The following is a 21,269-nucleotide window of genomic DNA, read 5'->3' on the forward strand; positions in this document are numbered from 1 at the left end:
TTCGCCTGACACAATAATTTGGTTGGGCCATGGCGGACGGCACCGAAACAGAATCCCGCAAGCTGCTTGGGCGGCTGCGCGAAGAAATGGCGAGCGAAGCCGCCGGTCAGGAACGTCTTGACCGGATTACGCATCTGATCGCCGACAGCATCCGGGCCGAGGTCTGCTCGGTCTATCTGTTTCGCGACGAAGACACGTTGGAGCTGTGCGCCACCGAAGGCTTGGCACCCGAAGCGGTGCACAAGACCCGGATGCGTATGGGCGAAGGTCTGGTTGGCCGCGTCGCCCAATCTGGCAAGGTCGTGAATACCCCTGACGCGCCGTCGGCCAAAGGCTTCCGCTATATGCCGGAAACCGGCGAAGAACGGTTTTCGTCCTTTCTGGGCGTGCCGGTTCAACGGCTGGGTGAAAAACTGGGCGTTCTGGTGGTGCAATCCCGCGAGGCGCGCCGGTTTTCGGCGGATGAGGTTTATGCGCTGGAGGTCGTTGCAATGGTTTTGGCCGAGATGGCCGAACTGGGCGCCTTTGTCGGTGAGGGTGCGGCCCTGTCGCCCCTGCACCAGCAATCAGTACAGCTGAGCGGTGGTCCCGCACAGGAAGGTTACGCCGAAGGTCATGTCTGGCTGCATGAGCCCCGCGTCGTGGTCACCAACCCGATTGCCGATGATCCACATCGCGAACGTGAACGCCTGAATGAAGCGGTCGAAGAGCTGCGCGTTGGCGTCGACAAGATGCTTGAAATCTCGCAGGGCGGCGACAAGGAACAGCTGCAAGTCCTTGAGGCTTATCGCATGTTTGCCAATTCCAAAGGTTGGATGCGCCGGATGGAAGAGGACATCGCCCTGGGCCTAAGCGCCGAGGCAGCGGTTGAAAAAGAACAATCGCAGGCCCGCGCGCGGATGGGGCAGGTAACCGATCCGTATTTGCGTGAACGGCTGGCTGATCTGGATGACCTGTCCAACCGGTTGCTGCGCATTCTGACCGGGCAAGGCAATACAAATGGCTCTGACCTGCCACCTGATCCGATCCTGATCGCCCGCAATATCGGTCCCGGAGACCTGTTGGAATACGGTCGATCACTGAAAGGCATCGTGCTTGAGGAAGGCTCGGTCGGCAGTCATGCCACTATCGTGGCACGTGCGTTGGCTATACCGCTGGTGGTACATGTGGGCCGGATCACGACCGAGGCGCTGAACGGCGACCATATTCTGGTCGATGGGGATCAGGGCATTGTCCATCTGCGTCCCGAAGACACCGTGGCAAACGCTGTGCGAGATAAAATCGCGATGCAGGCCAAGGCGCAGGAACGCTATGCCTCAATCCGTGAAACCCCGACAGTGACGCGGGATGGGGAGCGGATCAATCTGGTAATGAATGCGGGGCTGATGGCCGATCTACCCTCATTGAATAATTCCGGGGCCGAGGGCGTGGGCCTGTTCCGAACCGAGCTGCAGTTCCTGATCCGCAACCAGATGCCCAAGCGGTCAGAATTGGTGACACAATATCAACGGGTTCTGGACGCTGCTGAAGGCAAGCGCGTGATCTTTCGCACGTTGGATATCGGGTCCGACAAGGTTCTGCCTTACATGAAGCACGTGGCGGAACCGAACCCGGCGTTGGGTTGGCGCGCAATCCGCGTCGGTCTGGACAAACGCGGCGTGATGCGGATGCAGTTGCAGGCCCTCTTGCGTGCCGCCAATGGCCGCCCCTTGTCGATCATGTTCCCCTTCGTGGCGCAAGCCGACGAGTTTTACGAGGCCCGCTGGGAGGTCAATAAAACCATCGAGCGTGAAAAGCGTCTGGGTCATATCCTGCCCGAAACGCTTGAGGTTGGGGCGATGCTGGAAACCCCATCGCTGGCCTTTGCGCCGCAAAAGTTCTTTGACGAGGTCGATTTTGTCTCGGTCGGAGGCAATGATCTGAAGCAGTTCTTCTTTGCTGCTGACCGTGAAAATGAACTGGTACGTCGTCGCTATGACACGCTGAATGTCAGCTTTCTGAGTTTCATCGCGCAGATCGTTGAGCGCTGCAACTCCTCCAATACGCCGCTTTCGTTCTGCGGCGAGGATGCCGGTCGCCCGGTTGAGGCGCTGTGCCTGGCCGCGATGGGTATTCGGACACTGTCCATGCGTCCGGCCTCGATCGGTCCGGTCAAAAGCGTGTTGCTGCGGGCCGATCTGCAATCTTTGCGCAAGATCATCGCGGATGCTCGGCACCGGGGTGAGCAATCGGTGCGCCCCGCTGTCATGGAGTGGCTGCGCAATCAGGGCTGACATCCCAAATCCGGGCTTGCTTTCTGCATCTGCATTGCCTATGCAATTTGCAAATGTTAGCGATAACATCACTCAGACCACAAGTGCTGTGACTTTCTGGTGCTATGTTGGCAGAGGTAGAACTGAAGGAGCCCTTCGATGGTTTCACGCGTAATTCCGGTTAACCCGTTCGATCTGGTGCTGTTCGGTGCGACCGGCGATCTGGCTCAACGCAAGATTCTACCGGGCCTATATCACCGCTTTGAGGTCGGGCAGATGCCCGAGGACGCCTGCATCATCGGTTCGGCGCGATCGGACATGGACAGTGATGCATTCCGCGATCAGATACGCGCCTCGATGGCGGAGTTTGCGCCGGAATTCAAAAAGGACGTTCTGGATCGCTTTCTAAGCCGGGTCTCGTATGTCCCTGTTGATGCGTCCGGCGATGCCGGCTGGTCGAATTTGGCCAAAGCATTGCGCCCTGACGTCGTGCGTGCGTTCTATTTGTCGGTGGGGCCTGGCTTGTTTTCGGGCATTGCGCACCGGCTGAACCAACACGGGTTGGCCACATCAGACAGCCGCATCGTGGTGGAAAAACCCTTTGGTCATGATCTGGCATCCGCCAAAGCGTTGAACGAGGGGCTGCGTACCTGCTTCGAAGAACACCAGATTTATCGGATCGACCACTATCTGGGTAAAGAGACGGTTCAGAACCTGATGGCCCTGCGTTTTGCCAATTCTCTGTTCGAACCGCTATGGAACTCGACCCATATTGACCACGTGCAGATCACGGTTGCTGAAACTGTGGGCGTTGAAGGACGCGGCGCTTATTATGACCAGTCCGGTGCCATGCGGGACATGATTCAGAACCACTTGGTACAGCTTTTGTGTCTGACGGCGATGGAGCCGCCGTCGAAATTTGCGCCCAACGCTGTGCGCGATGAAAAGGTCAAAGTGATCGAAGCGTTGGAGCCTGTTGAGCAGAAAGATATCGCGCGCGGCCAATACCGCGCCGAACACGGGCAGGGTGGTTATGTCGATCACGTTGGCAACCCCGGCAGTCGTACGGAAAGCTTCATCGCGCTGAAGGTACATCTGGGCAACTGGCGGTGGGCGGGTGTTCCGTTCTATCTGCGCACCGGCAAGCGGCTGCGGGCGCGGGAATCCGAGATTGCCGTGTTCTTTCGTGACCCGCCGCATACGATCTTTCCGAATGTTGGCCCGCTGCACGGGAACGTGCTGGTGATCCGCCTGCAACCGGACGAGGGCATCACCCTGCGCACCACCATTAAAGATCCAGGCCCAGGCGGGTTCCGCCTGTCTGATGTGGCGCTGGACATGAGTTTTGCCGACGCTTTGGGCGTCGAGGCCAGCGCGCCGGATGCATATGAGCGGCTGATTATGGACGTCATACGTGGCGATCAGACCCTGTTCATGCGCGGGGACGAGGCCGAGGCCGCGTGGGCCTGGGTCGATCCCATCATTCAAGGCTGGGAAGATCGCGGCGATCGCCCGGCACGCTATGATCAGGGCAGTTCGGGCCCCGAAGAAGCATTGATGCTGATGCACCGCGACGGACGTCGCTGGCGTCAGATCGGAGGTTAACCATGGTTCATTCTGTTATCACTGACGTCACCCAGCGGATCATCGACCGCAGCGCCGACCTGCGTGGCCCGCATCTGGAACGGATGGAACAGGCCAGATCCAAAGGCCCGGCTCGTGCGCATCTGTCCTGCAGCGGTCAGGCCCACGCTTATGCTGGGGCGGGGACGGATCAGCAGGCGATGGCGACTGGCACCGCCGGAAATCTTGGTATTGTCACCGCTTACAACGACATGCTTTCAGCCCATCAGCCGTTCGAGCGGTATCCCGGGCTTATCCGCGATGCGATCCGCGCCGCCGGCGGCACTGCGCAAGTTGCAGGCGGTGTGCCTGCGATGTGCGACGGCGTCACCCAAGGCGAGGCTGGGATGGAGTTGTCGCTGTTCTCGCGCGATGTGATTGCGTTGGCCACGGGCGTCGCGCTGAGCCACAATACCTACGACGCAGCTGTGTTCCTTGGAGTTTGCGACAAGATTGTTCCCGGTCTGATAATTGGGGCGCAGGCCTTCGGCCATTTGCCCGCCGTGTTCCTGCCCGCAGGCCCGATGACCAGCGGCCTGCCCAATGATGAAAAGGCCAAGGTGCGCCAGAAATTCGCTGCCGGAGAAATTGGCCGCGATGAGCTTATGGCCGCCGAAATGGCCGCCTATCACGGCCCCGGCACCTGTACCTTCTACGGTACCGCCAACACCAACCAGATGCTGATGGAGTTCATGGGCCTGCACCTGCCGGGCTCTAGCTTCATCAACCCAAACACGCCATTACGGGATGCCTTGACCGAAGAGGGTGCGCGCCGTGCCCTGTCACTCAGTGCGTTGGGTAACAATTACACGCCGGTCTACCAGGTGTTGGATGAGCGAGCCTTCGTGAATGGCATCGTCGGGCTGATGGCCACCGGTGGTTCGACCAACTTGCTGATCCACCTGATCGCAATGGCAGGGGCGGGTGGTATCGTGCTGGATTGGGAGGATTTTTCCGATATTTCTGCCGTCGTCCCACTGGTCGCGCGGGTCTATCCCAACGGTTTGGCGGATGTGAACCATTTCCACGCAGCAGGAGGCCTGGGTTATTGCATTGGCACGCTGCTTGACGACGGGCTTTTGCACCCGGACACTCTGACAGTCGCAGGGCAGGGCCTGCACAATTACACCAAGGAACCCAAGCTGAAAGACGGCGATCTGGTTTGGGAAGAGGGCGCGGGCCACAGTCTGAACGACAAGATCGTCCGCCCCGCCAAGGACCCGTTCCAGCCTACAGGTGGACTGTCGCGCCTGACCGGCAATCTTGGTACTGCCGTCATGAAGGTTTCCGCAGTCGCGCCCGAGCATCAGATCGTCGAAGCACCCGTGCGTGTTTTCCATGATCAGGCCGAGGTCAAGGCGGCCTTCAAGGCGGGCGAATTCACCGGGGACGTGATCGTTGTGGTCCGCTTCCAGGGACCAAAGGCCAATGGCATGCCCGAATTGCATTCACTGACGCCAATCCTGGCGATCCTCCAGGGCAGGGGCCAAAAGGTGGCGTTGGTCACGGATGGCCGTATGTCAGGTGCCTCGGGCAAAGTTCCCGCCGCGATCCATGTCTGCCCCGAGGCGCTGGAGGGTGGTGCAATTGCCTATCTCCAGGATGGTGATGTGCTGCGCGTTGACGCAGTGAAAGGCGAATTGGAAATCCTCACTCCGGGTGTGCTGGACCGCGCCCCGGTCACTGCGGATCTGTCCGCCAATCAGCACGGGGTCGGACGGGATCTGTTCGCCGTATTTCGCAACAACGTCGGTTCTGCCGACGCGGGTGCTAGCATTTTCGGAGTGTAATCTTCATGTCAAAAACCCAACGAACCCGCGAAATCTGCGGGCTGGCACCTATCGTTCCGGTTCTGGTCGTCGATGATGCCGCGCAAGCCCGGCCTTTGGCCGAGGCGTTGGTAGCAGGTGGCTTGCCCGCCTTGGAAGTGACCTTGCGCACCCCGGCGGCGCTAGATGCCATCAGGGCTATGGCGCAGGTGCCCGGTGGGGTGGTGGGCGCTGGCACGCTGGTCACCCCCGAAGACGTACGCGCCGCAAAAGAGGCGGGCGCGCAGTTCGGTGTTTCGCCCGGCGCAACAGACGTATTGATTGCGGCGTGTGAGGCCGAAGGCCTGCCTCTGCTGCCCGGCGCGGCCACGGCCACCGAGGCGATGCGCCTGCTGGAAAAAGGCTATGACATGCTGAAGTTCTTCCCCGCCGAGGCGTCTGGCGGCGCGCCCGCGTTGAAAGCCATCGGCGCGCCGCTGCCGCAGATCACGTTCTGTCCGACGGGTGGTGTTTCGCCAGCCAATGCCAGCGATTACCTGTCGTTGACGAATGTCGCCTGCGCTGGCGGCAGTTGGGTTGCGCCCAAACAGATGGTGCAGGGCGGTGATTGGGCCGGGATCGAAGCCCTTGCGCGTGACGCCTCAAAGCTGATGGATTGACGCGACTTTTTGCTGCGCTAGGTTGGGCGTCAATTCAAACAGGTTGATCCCATGACAAACCATCTCTCTCTTGCGCAGGGGCGCGAATATCTGGCGATTCCCGGACCCTCGGTCATGCCTGACGCGGTGCTTCAGGCCATGAACCGCCCGTCACCTAACATCTATGACGGCGAGCTGATCGAGATGGTGCCGACCCTGACACGCGACCTGAAACGCGTGGCGGGCACGGATCACAACGTCGCCATCTATATTGCCAACGGCCATGGCACTTGGGAAGCCGCCCTGTCCAACGTCATTGCAGCGGGGGAAACGGTGCTTGCCCCGGCCTCGGGCCTGTTCACCCACGGATGGGCCGAGATGGCGCGTGGAGTTGGCGCCGAGGTCGAGCTGATCGATTTCGGTGCATCCTCGCCTTGGGATATGGATCGCATCGCCGATCGCCTGCGTGCTGACACGGCTCATCAAATCAAGGCCGTGCTGGCGGTTCACGTGGACACGTCCAGCTCGATCCGCAACGATATCCCGGGGTTGCGGGCGTTGCTGGACGATCTGAACCACCCGGCGTTGTTGATGGCGGACTGTATCGCCTCGCTGGGCTGTGATCGGTTCGAGATGGATGCCTGGGGCGTCGATGTCATGGTGTCGGCCTGCCAAAAGGGGTTGATGACCCCGGCGGGCGTGGGATTTGTGTTCTTCAATGACAAAGCACAGGCCAAACGGGCAACGATGCCGCGCGTCTCGCTATACTGGGACTGGCAGCCGCGTGTGAACCCGCAGGTGTTTTACCAATACTTCAACGGCACCGCGCCGACGCATCATCTGTATGGTCTGCGGGCAGCGCTCGACATGATCCATGCTGAAGGGATCGAGAATGTCTGGGCTCGCCATGATCACCTCGCCAAGGCCGTCTGGGCGGCATGCGAGGTCTGGGCAGAAGGTGGCGCGCTTGAGATAAACGTAGCCAACCCCGCCCATCGCAGCCACGCGGTTACAGCCTTGCGTCTGACCGATGGGCGGGGAACACCACTGCGCCAGTATACCGAGCGCCAGCTGGGCCTGACCCTTGGCATTGGGCTTGGCATGGAGGATCAGAACAGCTGTTTCCGTCTGGGGCATATGGGCCACGTGAACGGCCAGATGGTCATGGCGATGCTGGGAGGGGTGGAAACCGCCATGGCCGCCCTGAACATCCCGCGCGGCTCGGGTGCGCTTGAGGCCGCAGCTGCGGCGTTGGCCGCTGAACCCTCCAAAGCCCGGGTCACATCGTGGCCTTCGCAGTGGCCAGCGCCTTTGGCAGAGCTGCAGCAAAGGCATCCAGATCCGTAACCGTACCACAACTGACGCGGATACAGCGGTTCTGCGGAGCGGCAAAGGGCATGCGCACAAATATCCCTTGTGCCACTAACCCCTCAAGCACCGCTTTGGCAAACGCTCCATCGCCACCGCAATCAATCGCCACGAAATTGGTGGCCGAGGGCAAGGGTACCAAGCCGTTTTTCCGTGCGATCTGGCCGATCCGGTCGCGTGCCGTAGCGATCTGTGCCTGAACTTGCGACAGCCAGTTGGCATCCTGCAAGGCCGCCAAGGCCCCCGCTTGTGCAGCCCGGTTCATTCCGAAATGGTTGCGGACCTTGTTGAAAGCTTCGATCAATCCCGGCGCGCCGATCGCATAGCCAACCCGCGCCCCGGCCATGCCATACACCTTGGAAAATGTGCGCATCCGGATCACACGCGGATCATCGGCTGAAACCGGGGCTGTGGTGCCTTCTGGCGCGCATTCCACATAGGCTTCGTCCAGCACCAGCAGGCATCCTGCAGGCAGGGCCTCCATCGCGGCCAGGATATCCGCGCCTTTATGCCAACTACCCATTGGGTTGTCGGGGTTCGCCAGATAGACCAGTTTTGCGTCCACCTCGACGGCTTTGGCATACAGCGCCTCGGGGTCCTCGTGATCGTCACGATAGGGCACCTTGTGCAACGCGCCGCCAAACCCGGCCACGTGGTAGTTGAAGGTCGGATACGCCCCGCCCGAGGTCACAACTGTATCGCCGAGGCCAACCAGCAACCGCACGAGGTAACCCAGCAGGCCATCAATACCTTCTCCGACCACGATGTTTTCCGGCTTTACACCGTGATGATCAGCCAGTGCATGTCGCAGGTCGTGACTTTCGGGGTCACCATATTTCCAGATGTCCGTTGCTGCCATCGCCTCGATAGCGCGGGGGGAGGGGCCAAAGATGCTTTCATTCGCCCCCAGCCGGGCGACAAAGGGCGCGCCGCGCTGACGTTCCTGCGTTTCCGGCCCGACAAAGGGCACGGTTGCAGGCAGTGACAGGGCAAGCGGAGTATAGCATGGGTCAGTCATGGTGCGAGATAACCCCATACCCACCCGTCAGGCAACCATCTGCGACGCGCAGCCAGAAGTGCCCCAACGTTGAGGTGGAACTTGGCAGACCTTCCGGGCATGGTTGGGTCACCAAGATCAGGAGGCCCGCATGACCCGCGTATCCGTCGAGTACAAAGACCACATCGCCCATGTCACGCTGACGCGCGGCGACAAGATGAACGCGCTGGACGACGCGATGATCAAGGCGCTGCTGTCTGCCGGGCAAGAGGTCGCAGCCTCAGACGCACGCGCCGTGGTCCTGTCGGGCGAGGGCAAGAGTTTTTGCGCCGGGCTTGATATGGCCAGCTTTGCCAAGATGGCGCATATGGACCCGACTGAGTGGCTGATGACCCGCAGCCACGGGGATGCGAATGAAATGCAAGAACTTGCCCTGATCTGGCGGCGTGTGCCAGTTCCGGTGATCTGCGCCATTCAGGGTGTTGCTTATGGTGGCGGGCTGCAAATCGCGCTGGGCGCGGATATTCGCATCGCACACCCCGACGCCAAGCTGGCGGTGATGGAAATGAAGTGGGGCATTATCCCCGACATGGGTGGGATGGTTTTACTGCCACATCTGGTGCGCTCGGACGTACTGCGCCTGCTGACCTACACCGCGCGTCCCATCGGCGCGCAGCAGGCGGCGGACTGGGGGTTGGTGACGAAACTGTCAGACGATCCACTGACCGAGGCATTGGCGTTGGCCGAAGACATCGCGGGCAAAAGCCCCTCGGCCATTCGCGCCGCCAAGCGTCTGATCGAAGTGGCCGAAAGCAAGACCCGCGCCGAGGTTCTGTTGGAAGAATCCGCCGAACAGGTCGAACTGATCGGAAAACCTGATCAGATGGAGGTTGTGATGGCGCAGATGCAGGGGCGAAAACCTGAATTCAAGTAGCTAGCGCATAAAGGCCCGTCGTGCATCTCGGGCCATGTTGTACCGCATCTCCAACTCGGCGATGCGCGCCATGGCAGCTTTACGTGCATCTGCATCGGTCAACTCGGCGTAATCCTTTCGGGCGGCATCAAGCTTTTTCCTGATCTCGAACTCTTCCGGCAGCACACCGGCCTGCGCCATGATCCGGTGCCCAGCGGCGATGGCCGGATCACTCTGCGCCTCACCCGACCGATCCGGCAATGGTTTGCCTTCACCCTCGAGCCCCTGCAACTGGCCCTCGGCCTGTGCCTTTTTGATCTGGCGTTCGATCAGTTTTCCAAGCGATCCGAGCATGGTCAAACTATATCCCAAGCCGAGTGAGCACCGCTAGCGAATTCGCTTCGTGACCAGATACGCAATGCCACCAGCCAGCAAACCCCAGACTGCCGCGCCCAGACCAAAGACCGAGATACCTGAAGCGGTGATGGCAAATGTCAAAATAGCGGCTTCCCTCTCCGCTGGAACATCAAGAGCTGCGTGGGTGGCGTTGGCAAGCACTCCGATCAACGCAATCCCTGTCAAGGTGCCCATCAGCAGCGGATCAGCATGTACGGCAAACCCGGTGATGGCCACCGCGAATACACCAAACAGGCAATAGAATACGCCTGCCATCACTGCCGACCAATACCGTTGGGTCGGGTCTGGGTGGCTGTCTTCGTTGGAACACATGGCGGCGGTGATCGCTGCAAGGCAGGTGGCCGGCGCCCCGAACGGGGCCGACAGGATGCTGGACGAACCGACCGAAGAGAACAACCTGCCGGGGGCGGGTGTGTAGCCAAAGCTGCGCATCACCGCGATACCGGGGATGTTCTGCGTGGCCATGGTGACAATGAACAGCGGCAGGCCAATACCGACGGCAGAGGCCAGCGAGAAGGTTGGCATTGTCCAGACCGGTGCGGCGACAAGATGGGTTGGCGTGACGGGCGTGTCGCCCGCATTCAGAACCACAACAATTGCTGCGGCTACAACCGCTGCCGGAACCGCAAACAAGCGGTTCACCCGCCCTGCAATGAACCAAGTCAGGATCACCGGCAAAGCCTGCCAGGGCAGTTCAACAGCGGCCTTGAAGGGCAAGATGCACAGGGGCAACAGAACACCACCCAGCATTGCCTGCGCCAATGTTGTCGGGATGGCCGCCGCCAGCCGTCCCAAAGGTCGCCACAGCCCGGCCAGCACGGTCAGCGCTCCCGCGCACAGGAACGCGCCGACCGCGTCAGAAAACCCTGCTGCAGGCATCGCGGACACGGCCAACAGCGCAACGCCCGGAGTGGACCACGCAACGCTGATGGGTTGCCGGTACCACAAGCTGAGACCGATGGCCGTCACTCCCATGGCAATGGCCGCCATCATCAGGCCCGACGCGGAGTCCTGCGCCGAGGCCCCCATGGCCGCCAGTCCCTGCAACACGATAGGGAAAGAGCTGAAGAACCCGACAATGGCGACCACCAGCCCGGTTGAGATGGTTTGGATCGGGGGGAATGTGCGTGCCATCTGAGACCTCGGGGTTATATCCGCCTTTGCTAGCAAGGGCTTGCGAGTGGGGGCAAGGGCTGTGTGTGCAAAAGTAAACCCCACCGTGGCATACGCGGCGGGGTTTGGGATTTGAGTATTTTTGAAAAGATGAATATTAGGCGATTTCGGCCAGGCGGGCCAGCGCCTCGTTCAGCTTTTCTTCTTCCTCTTCGCGGGCGGCGAGATTGGCCTTGGCTTCGGCAACAACTTCCTCCGGGGCCGAGGCCACGAATTTCGGGTTGTTCAGACGTCCACGCAGACCGCCCAGTTCTTTAGCCAACTTGCCCTTGGCTTTTTCCAGCCGTTCCTTTTCAGCACCGATGTCGATGATATCCGCCAGTGGCAGTCCGAAAGTGGCGCCCGGTGCGGCAATGGAAATCGTTCCTTTGGGTAGGTCGTCGACCTTGGTCAGGCTGTCGATCCGTGCGAGACGCTTGATCAGCGCCTCGTTGCGGTCCCACGCTGCCTGTCCGTGGGCGTCGATCTCGGTCACCAACATCGGCACATAGAGCCCTGCGGGAACCCGCATCTGCGCACGGGCCGAGCGAGTATTTTCAATCACCGAAATTACCCAGTTCATCTCACGATCCGCATCGGCGTCGATCAGGTCGGCGGCGGCGTAAGTCGGCCAGTCGGCGTGGACGACCATCTTGGCGCGGTTGCCGGTTAGACCCCACAGTTCTTCGGTGATGAAAGGCATAATCGGGTGCAGCAGGACCATGCACTGATCCAGAACCCAGCGCATTGTGGCGCGGGTTTCGGCTTGCGCCTCGGCGTCATCGCCTTGCAACAAAGGTTTAGAGAGTTCCACATACCAGTCGCAGACCTTGCCCCAGACAAAGGCATAGAGCCCATTGGCCGCGTCGTTGAAGCGGTAGCTTTCCAGCGCCGCGTCGACCTCGGCCCGCACACGGGCGGTTTCGCCGATGATCCAGCGGTTGACGGCGGCTTTGGGTTTCAAGTCGGCTACGTCCAGTTGCGGCACGGCGTCGGTGAAGACCTCGTTCATCTCGGCAAAGCGGACGGCGTTCCACAGTTTGGTGCCAAAGTTGCGATAGCCGGTGATGCGCTCGCGGGACAGTTTCAGCACGCCGCCAATCGCCGCCATCGAGGCGTTGGTGAAACGCAGCGCGTCAGCGCCGAATTCGTCGACGATCTCCAACGGGTCGATGACGTTGCCGGTGGTTTTGGACATCTTCTTGCCCTTCTCGTCACGGACGAGCTGGTGCAGGTAGACGGTGTGGAACGGGATCTGATCGACCACGGCCAGCTGCATCATCATCATCCGAGCGACCCAGAAGAACAAGATATCGAAGCCGGTGATCAGCACATCCGTGGGGAAGTAGCGCTCCAGTTCCTCGGTCTGCTCGGGCCAGCCCAGGGTGCCGATGGGCCATAGGCCGGAAGAGAACCAGGTGTCGAGGACGTCGGGGTCGCGCCACACCGGATAGACAAGCTTGGTCGGGTCTTGGTCGACAGCGTATTGAGCAAGGCTTTCAGCGAACTGATGGATCGCTTCCTGTTTGTCTGCGACTTCGATAACGGTCGCGTGGCTCAACGGGCTGGGGATGTTGGCATTGTCGTCGAGGAATTTTTCCGTGACGGCCTCAAGGCTCGCTGCGCATTCCATGACATTGCCACGGTGCAGCATGCCGCCTTCGTTCAGCAAGCGGCCCAACTCGACCAGATCAAGATCGCCGTCGTTCTCGTCGTCTTTGAACCCTTCTGCGGACAAGTCGATCCCATACCAAACCGGAATCTGGTGCCCCCACCATAGCTGACGCGAGATGCACCAAGGCTCGATGTTTTCCAACCAGTGGTAATAAGTCTTCTCGCCTGACTCGGGGATGATCTTGACCGTGCCGTCTTTGACCGCGTCCAGCGCGGGGCCGACAACCTTTTCGGCGTCGACGAACCACTGGTCGGTGAACATCGGCTCTATGACAACTTTCGAGCGGTCGCCGAAGGGCTGCATGATTGGTTTGCTCTCGACCAGCGGGACCAGCTTGTCGGCACCTTCATGCTCGGGCTTCAGCGCGGTCGAACCCAGACGTGCGTCATCGGCACGGCACATGACGGCCAGTCCATCGGCGGTGATTTCTTCGACCACTTTCGCGCGCGCCTCGAACCGGTCGAGGCCACGCAGGTGATCAGGGACAAGGTTGATTGCGTCAATTTCGTTCTCGGTAAATTTGCGCCCTCGCGCGTATTCCTGTGCTTTCCCTGCTTCGTCTGCGTAAGGGGCGCCATCGGCCCGCATCGCGCCTTTGGTGTCCATCAGACGGTACATCGGAATGCCGCCGCGCTTGGCAACCATGTTGTCGTTGAAGTCATGCGCACCGGTGATCTTCACCGCGCCCGAGCCGAAATCAGGATCAGGGTAGTCGTCGGTGATGATCGGGATCTGACGGCGATGTTCTTTCGGACCGACCGGGATTTCGCAGAGTTTCCCAACGATTGGCGCGTAACGCTCATCCGACGGGTGAACTGCAACCGCGCCGTCCCCCAGCATGGTCTCAGGGCGCGTTGTGGCGATTGAGATGTAGTCGCGCTTTTCCTCAAAGACGATATTCCCGTCCTCATCCTTCTCGACGTAGGTATAGGTCTCGCCACCAGCCAGCGGGTATTTGAAGTGCCACATATGACCCGCGACCTCGATATTCTCGACTTCAAGGTCCGAGATCGCGGTCTCGAAATGCGGGTCCCAGTTGACCAGTCGCTTGCCGCGATAGATCAGGCCCTTTTCGTACATGTCGACGAAGACCTTGATGACTGCATCATGGAAATTGGCGGAGTTCTCGTGCCCCGTGCGTGGATCGCCCGCCGCACCGGCCATAGTGAAGGCATTGCGCGACCAATCGCAGGATGAGCCGAGACGCTTCAACTGCTCGATGATCGTGCCGCCGTATTCGCCTTTCCACTCCCAGACTTTCTCAAGGAACTTCTCACGGCCCAACTCGCGCCTTCCGGGCTGTTGGGTCGCAGCCAGCATCTTTTCCACCTGCATCTGGGTGGCGATACCGGCGTGGTCCTGACCCGGTTGCCACAGTGTGTCGAAGCCACGCATACGGTGCCAGCGGATCAGAATGTCCTGCAGCGTGTTGTTGAAGGCGTGGCCCACGTGTAGCGCGCCCGTCACGTTGGGCGGCGGAATCATGATGGTAAAGCTTTCGTCGCGCGATTTGTTTGCGCCTGCCTTGAAGGCTCCGGCCTGTTCCCAGGTCTCGTAAATGCGGGCCTCAGCCTCGGCCGCGTTGAATGTCTTTTCCATCGCCATGGGGTGCGTCCTGCGTCATCAATCTTGGGTCAGCGCCTGCAATAACGAATGCGCAGGGGAAGGGGAAGGGTCTGCGGGTACTCTGGACAACGAACCGGTGCAGCCTAAAGTCGCCCCTACAGGCCGAGGCAGGAGCATCCAATGGACAAGTTCGGAAAAAGTCAGCCGGTCAAACGGACCGAGGATCAGCGGTTTCTAACCGGGAAGGGGCAGTACATCGACGATGCTGTGCCCGGCGACGCCCTGTTTGCGGCGTTTTTTCGCAGCCAGGTTGCGCATGGGCGGATCACCGCGCTGGATCTGGATGCCGCGCGTGAGGCGAATGGCGTGCGGCTGGTCATGGCGCTGGACGAACTGACTGAGGCCGGGATCGACACGGTTTTAAACGCGGCGCTTGTGTCGAACCGGGACGGCTCGAAAGCGGCGGCGCCGGATCGCCACATGCTGGCTAAGGACCGCGTGCGTTTTGTCGGTGAGCCGGTCGCGGTGGTCATCGCCGAAACGCAGATACAGGCCCGTGATGCGGCCGAGTTGATCTGGATGGAAACCGAGGATCTGCCCGCCAAGCTTGACCTGGAGATGGGAGGCGAACCGCTGCACATCGAAGCTCCTGACAACCGTGCCTTTGACTGGGGCATGGGGGATGAGGCAGCGACCGAGGCGGCCTTTCAGGACGCCGCGCACAGAGTGCAACTGAACGTTGCGGATAACCGGGTGATCGTTACATCGATTGAGCCGCGCGGCTGTCAGGCTGCTTGGTCCGACGGGCGGCTGCACTTTGCCTATAGCGGGCAGGGCGTCTGGGCGATGCGCGGGCAATTGGCGCAGAAGCTGAAGCTGGAACCTGAATTCATTAGGGTCACCACGCCCGACGTGGGCGGTGGGTTTGGCATGAAGGTGATGCCGTATCCCGAGTATTTCTGTGTCGCCGTCGCCGCGATGAAACTGGGCCAACCCGTTCACTGGATGTCGGACCGATCTGAGGCGATGCTGTCTGATCACCATGGGCGCGACCTGACTTCGCTGGCTGAGCTGGCTTTTGATGAAGACCACCGAATTACCGCGTACCGCGTGCATAGCAAGGTCAATCTTGGGGCCTATAACAGCCATTTCGGTCAGGCAATCCAGACAAATCTGTTCAGCAAAGTTCTGATGGGGGCCTATGATGTGCAGACCTCTTATCTGCGGGTCGAAGGGTTCTTTACCAACACAACGCAGGTGGACGCTTATCGCGGCGCTGGTCGGCCCGAGGCTATCTATGTGCTTGAACGGGCTATGGACCGCGCCGCGCGTGAATTGGGCGTCGATCCGTGGGAGTTGCGGCGCAAAAACTTCATCCGGCCTGAAGCTTTTCCTTACAAAACGACGACTGGTGAGGTCTATGACGTCGGCGATTTCGACATGGTCCTGAGCCGCGCGAGTGAACAGGCATTAGGTTTTGCTGCCCGTAAGGCGGCTGATGCCGAACGCGGCCTGATCCGGGGGCAGGGCATCTGTTACTATATCGAAAGTATCTTGGGCGACCCTTCCGAGAACGCAAAGATCGCATTCTTCGAGGATGGCACCGTGAACCTCTATGTGGGGACGCAATCAAACGGCCAGGGCCATGAGACGGCCTATACCCAGTTTTTGTCGGATCAGATCGGTGTTCCGTTGGATCAGATCAATGTCATCCAGGGGGACAGCGATCAGTTACCTGCCGGAGGAGGGACAGGAGGATCGCGGTCCGTTACAGTCCAAAACACGGCCACCCTGGCCACAATCGACGTCATGATCGCCGCATTCGCGCCTTATCTGGCCGATAAGATGGGCGTCGAGGAGGCTGACGTGAATTTTGATCACGAAACATTCCGCGCGCCAGGGTCTAACCTGACGCCTACATTGATCGAAGCGGCCGAGATGGCCCGCGCCGATGGCCGAACCGATCTTCTGCAACATGAGGCGCGCATTACGCTGGACGCACGCAGTTATCCGAATGGCGCACATGTTGCCGAAATCGTTATTGATTGTTTCACCGGCGAAACATGGGTCGACCGCTACACCGTAGTCGACGATTTCGGCAATCTTATCAACCCGATGTTGGCCGAGGGGCAGGTGCATGGCGGTGTGGCGCAGGGCATTGGTCAAGCCCTGTCCGAGCGTGTTGAGCATGATGCGCAGGGGCAACTGCTCACGGCTTCGTTGATGGACTACGCCTTGCCCCGTGCGTCTGAGATACCCATGATAAAGTTTACCTCGGCGCCGGTTCCGTCAACTTCGAACCCAATGGGTATGAAAGGATGCGGAGAGGCCGGTACCGTGGGCGCGCTGGCCGCTGTGGCGAACGCGGTGCAGGACGCGCTTTGGGAACATGGGGTACGGCAGGCGGATATGCCATTCACACCCCTAAGAGTTTGGGAATTGCTGACGCATGGTTCTGTCACGGCTAAGTAAAAAGATACTTGGATGGCTCGGACGGCCTTTGCGGTCCGAACATTCGGCCGAGGCGCTGCACCGTGAACCTATTAGTCATGTCATTATCCTTGATGGCACCATGTCGACGTTGGAGCCTGGGTTTGAAACTCATGCGGGTCAGACCTACCATCTGTGCCGCGAGATGGGCGGCAAGGTCTCAGTCTTTTACGAATCCGGTGTGCAGTGGGAAAGCTGGAAAACCTCTCTGGACGTGATGATGGGGCGCGGCATCAACCGGCAAATCCGGCGGGCCTATGGCTATCTGGCGTCACGCTACAAACCTGGTGATAAGATATTTTTCATCGGCTATTCGCGCGGCGCTTACGGCGTGCGCAGCCTTGCGGGCGTGATCGACATGATCGGTCTGCTCAAGGCCGAACACGCGACCGAGCGCAACATCAAGCAGGCCTATCGCCACTATGAATGTACGCCTAGCGGCGAGGCAGCCTGTGAGTTCCGCCAAAAATTCTGTCATGACGAGCTCGCAATTGAAATGATCGGTGTCTGGGACACCGTCAAGGCGTTGGGCCTGCGTCTTCCGCTGCTATGGCGCTGGGCCGAGGATAAGCACGCATTTCACAACCATGAACTTGGCCCCGCCACCCGGCATGGCTATCACGCAATGGCGCTGGACGAGACGCGCGAGGTGTACGAGCCGGTTCTGTGGAAATGTACGCCCGAATTCAAGGGGCATGTGGAACAGGTCTGGTTCCGTGGCACACATGGCGACGTGGGCGGGCAATTGAACGGGTTTGAAGAGGCGCGTCCCCTCAGCAATATTTCCCTGATCTGGATGCTGGACAAGGCCGAGCAGCATGGATTGCCGCTGCCCGAAGGCTGGCGCGACCGGTTCCCAACTTCAACTACTGCAACTTCGGTCGGGACCTGGCGGGGGTGGGGCAAGGTTTTCCTGCTGCGCAAGCATCGCAAAGTCGGGATGGACCAGTCCGAGCAACTGCATGTCTCGGTCGCCCCCGATGAACTGCCGGGTTGGGTGCCGATGCCGGATTCGTCCTCGCACCCGGCGCAATAGGTCAATCGAACAGAGTTTGGGATTGGTCTGTTGAATGGGCGCGGAACGCTGCTGTGACATCCGCGTGAATATTTCGTGCCAAAGATAGTGCAGGTATTTTGTCCGGGGGAAAGAAGGCCGCGTCGCTGGTCTCGGCACCCGGCTGCGGGGCGTCCGTGCCATCCTCATCGCACAGGAAGAAAAGTTTATAAAAATCTCGCGAATCCGGCGGGTAGGGATGCCGTGCCTTGTGGCGCAGAGCATAGAGGTGTCTGGCACGGACCTGCAGCCCAGCCTCTTCCCAGACTTCACGTTCCATATTTTCCGCTGGAGAGCTGCCAATGTCCGCAAAACCACCCGGCATGGCCCACAGCCCGTCCAGTCGTTCGCGGACCAGCAGAATGTGGCCATCACGGATTACAGCGCCGCGAATGTCGATGCTGGGCGTGGCATAACCACCAGCATGATCCGAGATCAGCCCCTCGATCCGCGATAGGGGCACCCGGCCCAAATCGGCCAGCATGGCGCGGGCCATGGCTGCGATCTCGTCATAGCGTTCGCGATCAAATGGGTCTTTGGTGAAATGCTGGCCGGTTTCGGCCAGCGCCAACAAGCGTTTTGCCCGTTTCAGCCAGGCATCCTCCAGTGCAGTCGGATCCTGGCGCATCTTCCTTACCGCCGACGGTCGCGGCGCGAGCTCATCGGCTGAAATGCCACGCCCACATGCGCCTCACAATAAGGTTTGCCGGCTTCCACAGGCAGGCCGCAGAACCAAAAATCCTCAGTCGCAGGGTCGCCGACAGGCCATTTGCAGGTCTTCTCGGTCAGTTCCATCAACGTCAATTTCTTAGCCTTCTTCTCGATCTCATTGACCTTGGCCAAAGCCTCGGGGCTGATTTCGTTGGCCGAAGGCTGCGGTGGCAGCGGCTGACCAGCCGGAATGATCTGGCGGCGGGCAGGCACAGCGGGCTTGGCCTCGGCCGCAGGTGCGGGGGCCGGGCGGGCCGGTTCGGTTTTCGGTGTCGGTTTCGGCTTGGCCTCGGCCTTGGGCGCGGGGGTCGGTTTTTCCTTGGGCTCGGCCTTGGCCGGGGATGCACCGGTGGCACGGTTCGACAGGCCCAGACGGTGCACCTTGCCGATTACGGCGTTGCGGGTCACCCCACCCAGTTCCTTGGCGATCTGGCTGGCCGACTGGCCTTCGCCCCACATTTTCTTCAGCAGCTCTACACGCTCGTCAGTCCAGGACATCATTTGCCTTTCAAAAGCGGAAAGCGGCCCCGGATTCGGGCCGCCTTGGGAAATCGTCTCAGCCCCCTATTCTAATCACTGCGCCCCGAGTTACAAGCAGTCTTCGAATCAGGTTGAGGTCAGATGATGCGGATACCCCTTGAGCAGAACGAACACCGTTTCGGAGCGGTTAACTGGATGGGTCTTTTTACGTTGGCTCAGCGCGAAACATTGCGTTTTCTGGCGGTCTGGACCCAGACCCTGTTGGCGCCGCTGGTGACCGCAGGTCTGTTTCTGCTGATCTTCAACATCGCTATTGGCCCCAGCCGACCCGACGTGATGGGGGTGCCGTTCCTGACATTTCTGGCGCCGGGTATCATGATGATGACCGTGATTCAGAATGCTTTTGCCAACACCTCGTCTTCGATGGTGATTGCCAAGGTACAGGGCAACATTGTTGATACGTTGATGCCACCACTGTCTCCGTTGGAAATTCTATTGGGCTATCTGGCGGGAGGCATCGTGCGTGGTGTTCTGATCGCCTGTGTGGTTGCCGTTGCGCTGGCGCTGGTGCTGGGGCTGGTGCCGCGGAACCCGTTGATTGCGCTGCTGTTTGTTGTTCTCGGCGGTGCTTTCATGGGGGCGTTGGGCCTGTTTGCGGGAATATTTGCCAACAAGTTCGATCAAATGGCGGCGATTACCAATTTCATCGTCACGCCGCTGGCCTTCCTGTCGGGTACATTCTATTCGGTCGAGGCATTGCCACCTGTTCTCAACCGCCTCAGCCACGTGAACCCGGTATTCTACCTGATTGATGGGTTGCGAAATGGCATGATCGGGGTGTCTGACAGCTCACCCGCACTGGGTTTCGCGGTTTGCAGTGGCGCAACGTTGATTGTCTGCGCCATTACCTGGCAGATGCTGCGAAAGGGATACAGGCTGAAAGCATGACGGTGCAGGTTTTGGATCCCGCAATCCCAAAAAAAACGCCGAGCTAGGCGGTTCTGACGCGTGCCTCGCGCCAGACAAGGATTAGTCCGCCCGTCAGAATGATTGCAGAACCGATTTGGCTAACCACATCCGGGATAACGCCAAACACCGCAAAGTCATAGAGGGCGGCAAAGATCAGTGTGGCATAGCTGATTGGCGCCACAAAGGATGCATCCGCGCGCGCCATCCCGTTGACGAAACAGGCTTGGGCACAGGCCATCAGCACCCCGATTGCCACCAGCGCGATCCATTGTTCGGGCGTTGGCATCTGGAACACAAAGCTGACGGCGAGCGAGGCGATGGTCAGCCCCATCGCGTTGTTAATCAACAGAATCTGGATGGGAATTTCACGGCCCGAAAGCTTTTTGATAAAGATCAGCTCCATCCCGATCACAGCCGCCGCCGTCAGGGCAAGCAACGCCGCAGGTTGGAAGCTGGCCGGTGTCGGACGCAGCAGGATCAATGCACCGGTCAGAGCAACAGCAGCGGCCAGCCAGCGCCACGGCCCAACGCCCTCTTTCAACAGCGGGATGGCCAGGACCATGCCGAAGACGGGGTTCAAAAAGGAAATCGCAGTGGCATCCGAGATCGGGATGAACGCGACCGAGGCGAACATCAGCGTAATCCCCACCCAGCCAAAGCTTGTCCGCCCAATATGCAACACCCAATGCGGGCGGCTTAACCGTGGGCGCAACACGCCCACCGCGCTGACGATCACCAGAAACGCGAACAGGAACCGCCCGTGGCTGATCTGCATCGGATGCAACGCCGGGCCTAAGGTATCCGTCCCCAACGCTTTGGCCAGAAGTGTAGTGGCGGCCAGAAAGGCGCTGGCGGTGACGATCAGCAAAGCCGCAAGGGCAGGGTTCTGGCGCGCGGGTGTCATGACCCAGCGGTGCGTCACTGCGCCCTAAATGGCAAGCGATAAAAGCTGATTTTCAAAGTGAAGTTTCTGATTTTGGAAATTCGGGGTTTTCAGAAGTCAAACACCCGGCTATACGGCCCCGCATGATCAAACACGCACATATCCTGCGACTCCGACGCCGAAGCATTACTGCGTAACCGGCCTGTTTGATCCATTGCGCGCTGTAAATCCGCGCAAATCCCACCAAATCTGTTGACGAATCCGGCCTTCGTGTATCACTCACGGGGCTTAACCTAACGAAAAGGATGATCC

The 21,269-nt window shown here is 59.9% G+C and carries 16 protein-coding genes; 9 read left to right on the forward strand and 7 right to left on the reverse strand.

Features of this window, described 5'->3' with window-relative positions; translation table 11 throughout:
* Positions 1-29 precede the first annotated feature (29 nt).
* From ptsP to ACR0B8_RS18610, 5 genes are all read left to right on the forward strand, one after another.
* Positions 30-2,273, forward strand: coding sequence for a phosphoenolpyruvate--protein phosphotransferase (ptsP, locus tag ACR0B8_RS18590; protein ID WP_170362531.1), 2,244 nt, complete (start codon positions 30-32; stop codon positions 2,271-2,273).
* A gap of 138 nt (positions 2,274-2,411) precedes the next feature.
* Positions 2,412-3,857, forward strand: a complete 1,446-nt coding sequence (gene zwf / locus ACR0B8_RS18595) for a glucose-6-phosphate dehydrogenase (protein WP_170362532.1) — start codon at positions 2,412-2,414, stop codon at positions 3,855-3,857.
* A gap of 2 nt (positions 3,858-3,859) precedes the next feature.
* The gene (gene edd, locus ACR0B8_RS18600) at positions 3,860-5,665 is read left to right on the forward strand and encodes a phosphogluconate dehydratase (RefSeq protein WP_226689804.1); all 1,806 of its coding nucleotides are present in this window, start codon (positions 3,860-3,862) and stop codon (positions 5,663-5,665) included.
* A gap of 5 nt (positions 5,666-5,670) precedes the next feature.
* Positions 5,671-6,303 (forward strand): bifunctional 4-hydroxy-2-oxoglutarate aldolase/2-dehydro-3-deoxy-phosphogluconate aldolase, encoded by a 633-nt coding sequence (gene eda, locus ACR0B8_RS18605; RefSeq protein WP_226689803.1) that lies wholly within the window; start codon positions 5,671-5,673, stop codon positions 6,301-6,303.
* Between the two features lie 51 nt (positions 6,304-6,354).
* Positions 6,355-7,629, forward strand: a complete 1,275-nt coding sequence (locus tag ACR0B8_RS18610; protein ID WP_226689802.1) for a pyridoxal-phosphate-dependent aminotransferase family protein — start codon at positions 6,355-6,357, stop codon at positions 7,627-7,629.
* Here ACR0B8_RS18610 and ACR0B8_RS18615 read toward each other — a convergent pair.
* Positions 7,562-8,668 carry a pyridoxal phosphate-dependent aminotransferase gene (locus ACR0B8_RS18615; protein WP_226689801.1) on the reverse strand — a complete coding sequence of 369 codons (1,107 nt, stop codon included), beginning with the start codon at positions 8,666-8,668 and terminating at the stop codon, positions 7,562-7,564. The genes ACR0B8_RS18610 and ACR0B8_RS18615 overlap by 68 nt on opposite strands.
* 130 nt (positions 8,669-8,798) lie before the next feature.
* On the opposite strand from ACR0B8_RS18615, the gene ACR0B8_RS18620 reads away from it, so the two are divergent.
* Entirely contained in the window at positions 8,799-9,581 is a 783-nt protein-coding gene (locus tag ACR0B8_RS18620) for a crotonase/enoyl-CoA hydratase family protein (protein ID WP_226689800.1), read from the forward strand.
* On the opposite strand, the gene ACR0B8_RS18625 is transcribed toward ACR0B8_RS18620, so the two are convergent.
* From ACR0B8_RS18625 to ACR0B8_RS18635, 3 genes are all read right to left on the reverse strand, one after another.
* Complete coding sequence (locus ACR0B8_RS18625) at positions 9,582-9,914, reverse strand: DnaJ family domain-containing protein (protein ID WP_170398883.1); 333 nt, start codon at positions 9,912-9,914, stop codon at positions 9,582-9,584.
* A 33-nt stretch (positions 9,915-9,947) separates the two neighbouring features.
* Positions 9,948-11,111 (reverse strand): benzoate/H(+) symporter BenE family transporter, encoded by a 1,164-nt coding sequence (locus ACR0B8_RS18630; protein WP_226689799.1) that lies wholly within the window; start codon positions 11,109-11,111, stop codon positions 9,948-9,950.
* 136 nt (positions 11,112-11,247) lie between these two features.
* Entirely contained in the window at positions 11,248-14,409 is a 3,162-nt protein-coding gene (locus ACR0B8_RS18635) for a valine--tRNA ligase (RefSeq protein WP_170362534.1), read from the reverse strand.
* Between the two features lie 141 nt (positions 14,410-14,550).
* On the opposite strand from ACR0B8_RS18635, the gene ACR0B8_RS18640 reads away from it, so the two are divergent.
* Together ACR0B8_RS18640 and ACR0B8_RS18645 are read left to right on the forward strand one after the other, a co-directional pair.
* On the forward strand, positions 14,551-16,842 hold the full coding sequence (locus ACR0B8_RS18640) for a xanthine dehydrogenase family protein molybdopterin-binding subunit (RefSeq protein WP_480659303.1): 2,292 nt from the start codon (positions 14,551-14,553) through the stop codon (positions 16,840-16,842).
* Entirely contained in the window at positions 16,820-17,896 is a 1,077-nt protein-coding gene (locus tag ACR0B8_RS18645; RefSeq protein WP_170362536.1) for a DUF2235 domain-containing protein, read from the forward strand. The genes ACR0B8_RS18640 and ACR0B8_RS18645 overlap by 23 nt, the downstream gene beginning before the upstream one ends.
* 1 nt (position 17,897) lies before the next feature.
* On the opposite strand, the gene ACR0B8_RS18650 is transcribed toward ACR0B8_RS18645, so the two are convergent.
* A complete protein-coding gene (locus tag ACR0B8_RS18650) occupies positions 17,898-18,542 on the reverse strand; it encodes an NUDIX hydrolase (RefSeq protein WP_217354400.1) in 645 nt (214 codons plus the stop codon).
* Positions 18,543-18,547: 5 nt separating this feature from the next.
* Entirely contained in the window at positions 18,548-19,123 is a 576-nt protein-coding gene (locus tag ACR0B8_RS18655; protein ID WP_170414445.1) for a GcrA family cell cycle regulator, read from the reverse strand.
* A gap of 126 nt (positions 19,124-19,249) precedes the next feature.
* On the opposite strand from ACR0B8_RS18655, the gene ACR0B8_RS18660 reads away from it, so the two are divergent.
* Positions 19,250-20,053 (forward strand): ABC transporter permease, encoded by an 804-nt coding sequence (locus ACR0B8_RS18660; protein ID WP_170362588.1) that lies wholly within the window; start codon positions 19,250-19,252, stop codon positions 20,051-20,053.
* Between the two features lie 43 nt (positions 20,054-20,096).
* Here ACR0B8_RS18660 and ACR0B8_RS18665 read toward each other — a convergent pair whose 3' ends face one another.
* A complete protein-coding gene (locus ACR0B8_RS18665) occupies positions 20,097-20,978 on the reverse strand; it encodes a DMT family transporter (protein WP_170362537.1) in 882 nt (293 codons plus the stop codon).
* Positions 20,979-21,269 lie beyond the last annotated feature (291 nt).

This window comes from Ruegeria sp. BH6 (genome assembly GCF_056538105.1).

Bases quoted from the DNA above. Each gene is read 5' to 3' on its own strand.
- ptsP (WP_170362531.1), top strand. From the start codon at position 30: ATGGCGGACGGCACCGAAACAGAATCCCGCAAGCTGCTTGGGCGGCTG.
- zwf (WP_170362532.1), top strand. From the start codon at position 2,412: ATGGTTTCACGCGTAATTCCGGTTAACCCGTTCGATCTGGTGCTGTTC.
- edd (WP_226689804.1), top strand. From the start codon at position 3,860: ATGGTTCATTCTGTTATCACTGACGTCACCCAGCGGATCATCGACCGC.
- eda (WP_226689803.1), top strand. From the start codon at position 5,671: ATGTCAAAAACCCAACGAACCCGCGAAATCTGCGGGCTGGCACCTATC.
- ACR0B8_RS18610 (WP_226689802.1), top strand. From the start codon at position 6,355: ATGACAAACCATCTCTCTCTTGCGCAGGGGCGCGAATATCTGGCGATT.
- ACR0B8_RS18615 (WP_226689801.1), bottom strand. From the start codon at position 8,668: ATGACTGACCCATGCTATACTCCGCTTGCCCTGTCACTGCCTGCAACC.
- ACR0B8_RS18620 (WP_226689800.1), top strand. From the start codon at position 8,799: ATGACCCGCGTATCCGTCGAGTACAAAGACCACATCGCCCATGTCACG.
- ACR0B8_RS18625 (WP_170398883.1), bottom strand. From the start codon at position 9,914: ATGCTCGGATCGCTTGGAAAACTGATCGAACGCCAGATCAAAAAGGCA.
- ACR0B8_RS18630 (WP_226689799.1), bottom strand. From the start codon at position 11,111: ATGGCACGCACATTCCCCCCGATCCAAACCATCTCAACCGGGCTGGTG.
- ACR0B8_RS18635 (WP_170362534.1), bottom strand. From the start codon at position 14,409: ATGGCGATGGAAAAGACATTCAACGCGGCCGAGGCTGAGGCCCGCATT.
- ACR0B8_RS18640 (WP_480659303.1), top strand. From the start codon at position 14,551: ATGGACAAGTTCGGAAAAAGTCAGCCGGTCAAACGGACCGAGGATCAG.
- ACR0B8_RS18645 (WP_170362536.1), top strand. From the start codon at position 16,820: ATGGTTCTGTCACGGCTAAGTAAAAAGATACTTGGATGGCTCGGACGG.
- ACR0B8_RS18650 (WP_217354400.1), bottom strand. From the start codon at position 18,542: ATGCGCCAGGATCCGACTGCACTGGAGGATGCCTGGCTGAAACGGGCA.
- ACR0B8_RS18655 (WP_170414445.1), bottom strand. From the start codon at position 19,123: ATGTCCTGGACTGACGAGCGTGTAGAGCTGCTGAAGAAAATGTGGGGC.
- ACR0B8_RS18660 (WP_170362588.1), top strand. From the start codon at position 19,250: ATGCGGATACCCCTTGAGCAGAACGAACACCGTTTCGGAGCGGTTAAC.
- ACR0B8_RS18665 (WP_170362537.1), bottom strand. From the start codon at position 20,978: ATGACACCCGCGCGCCAGAACCCTGCCCTTGCGGCTTTGCTGATCGTC.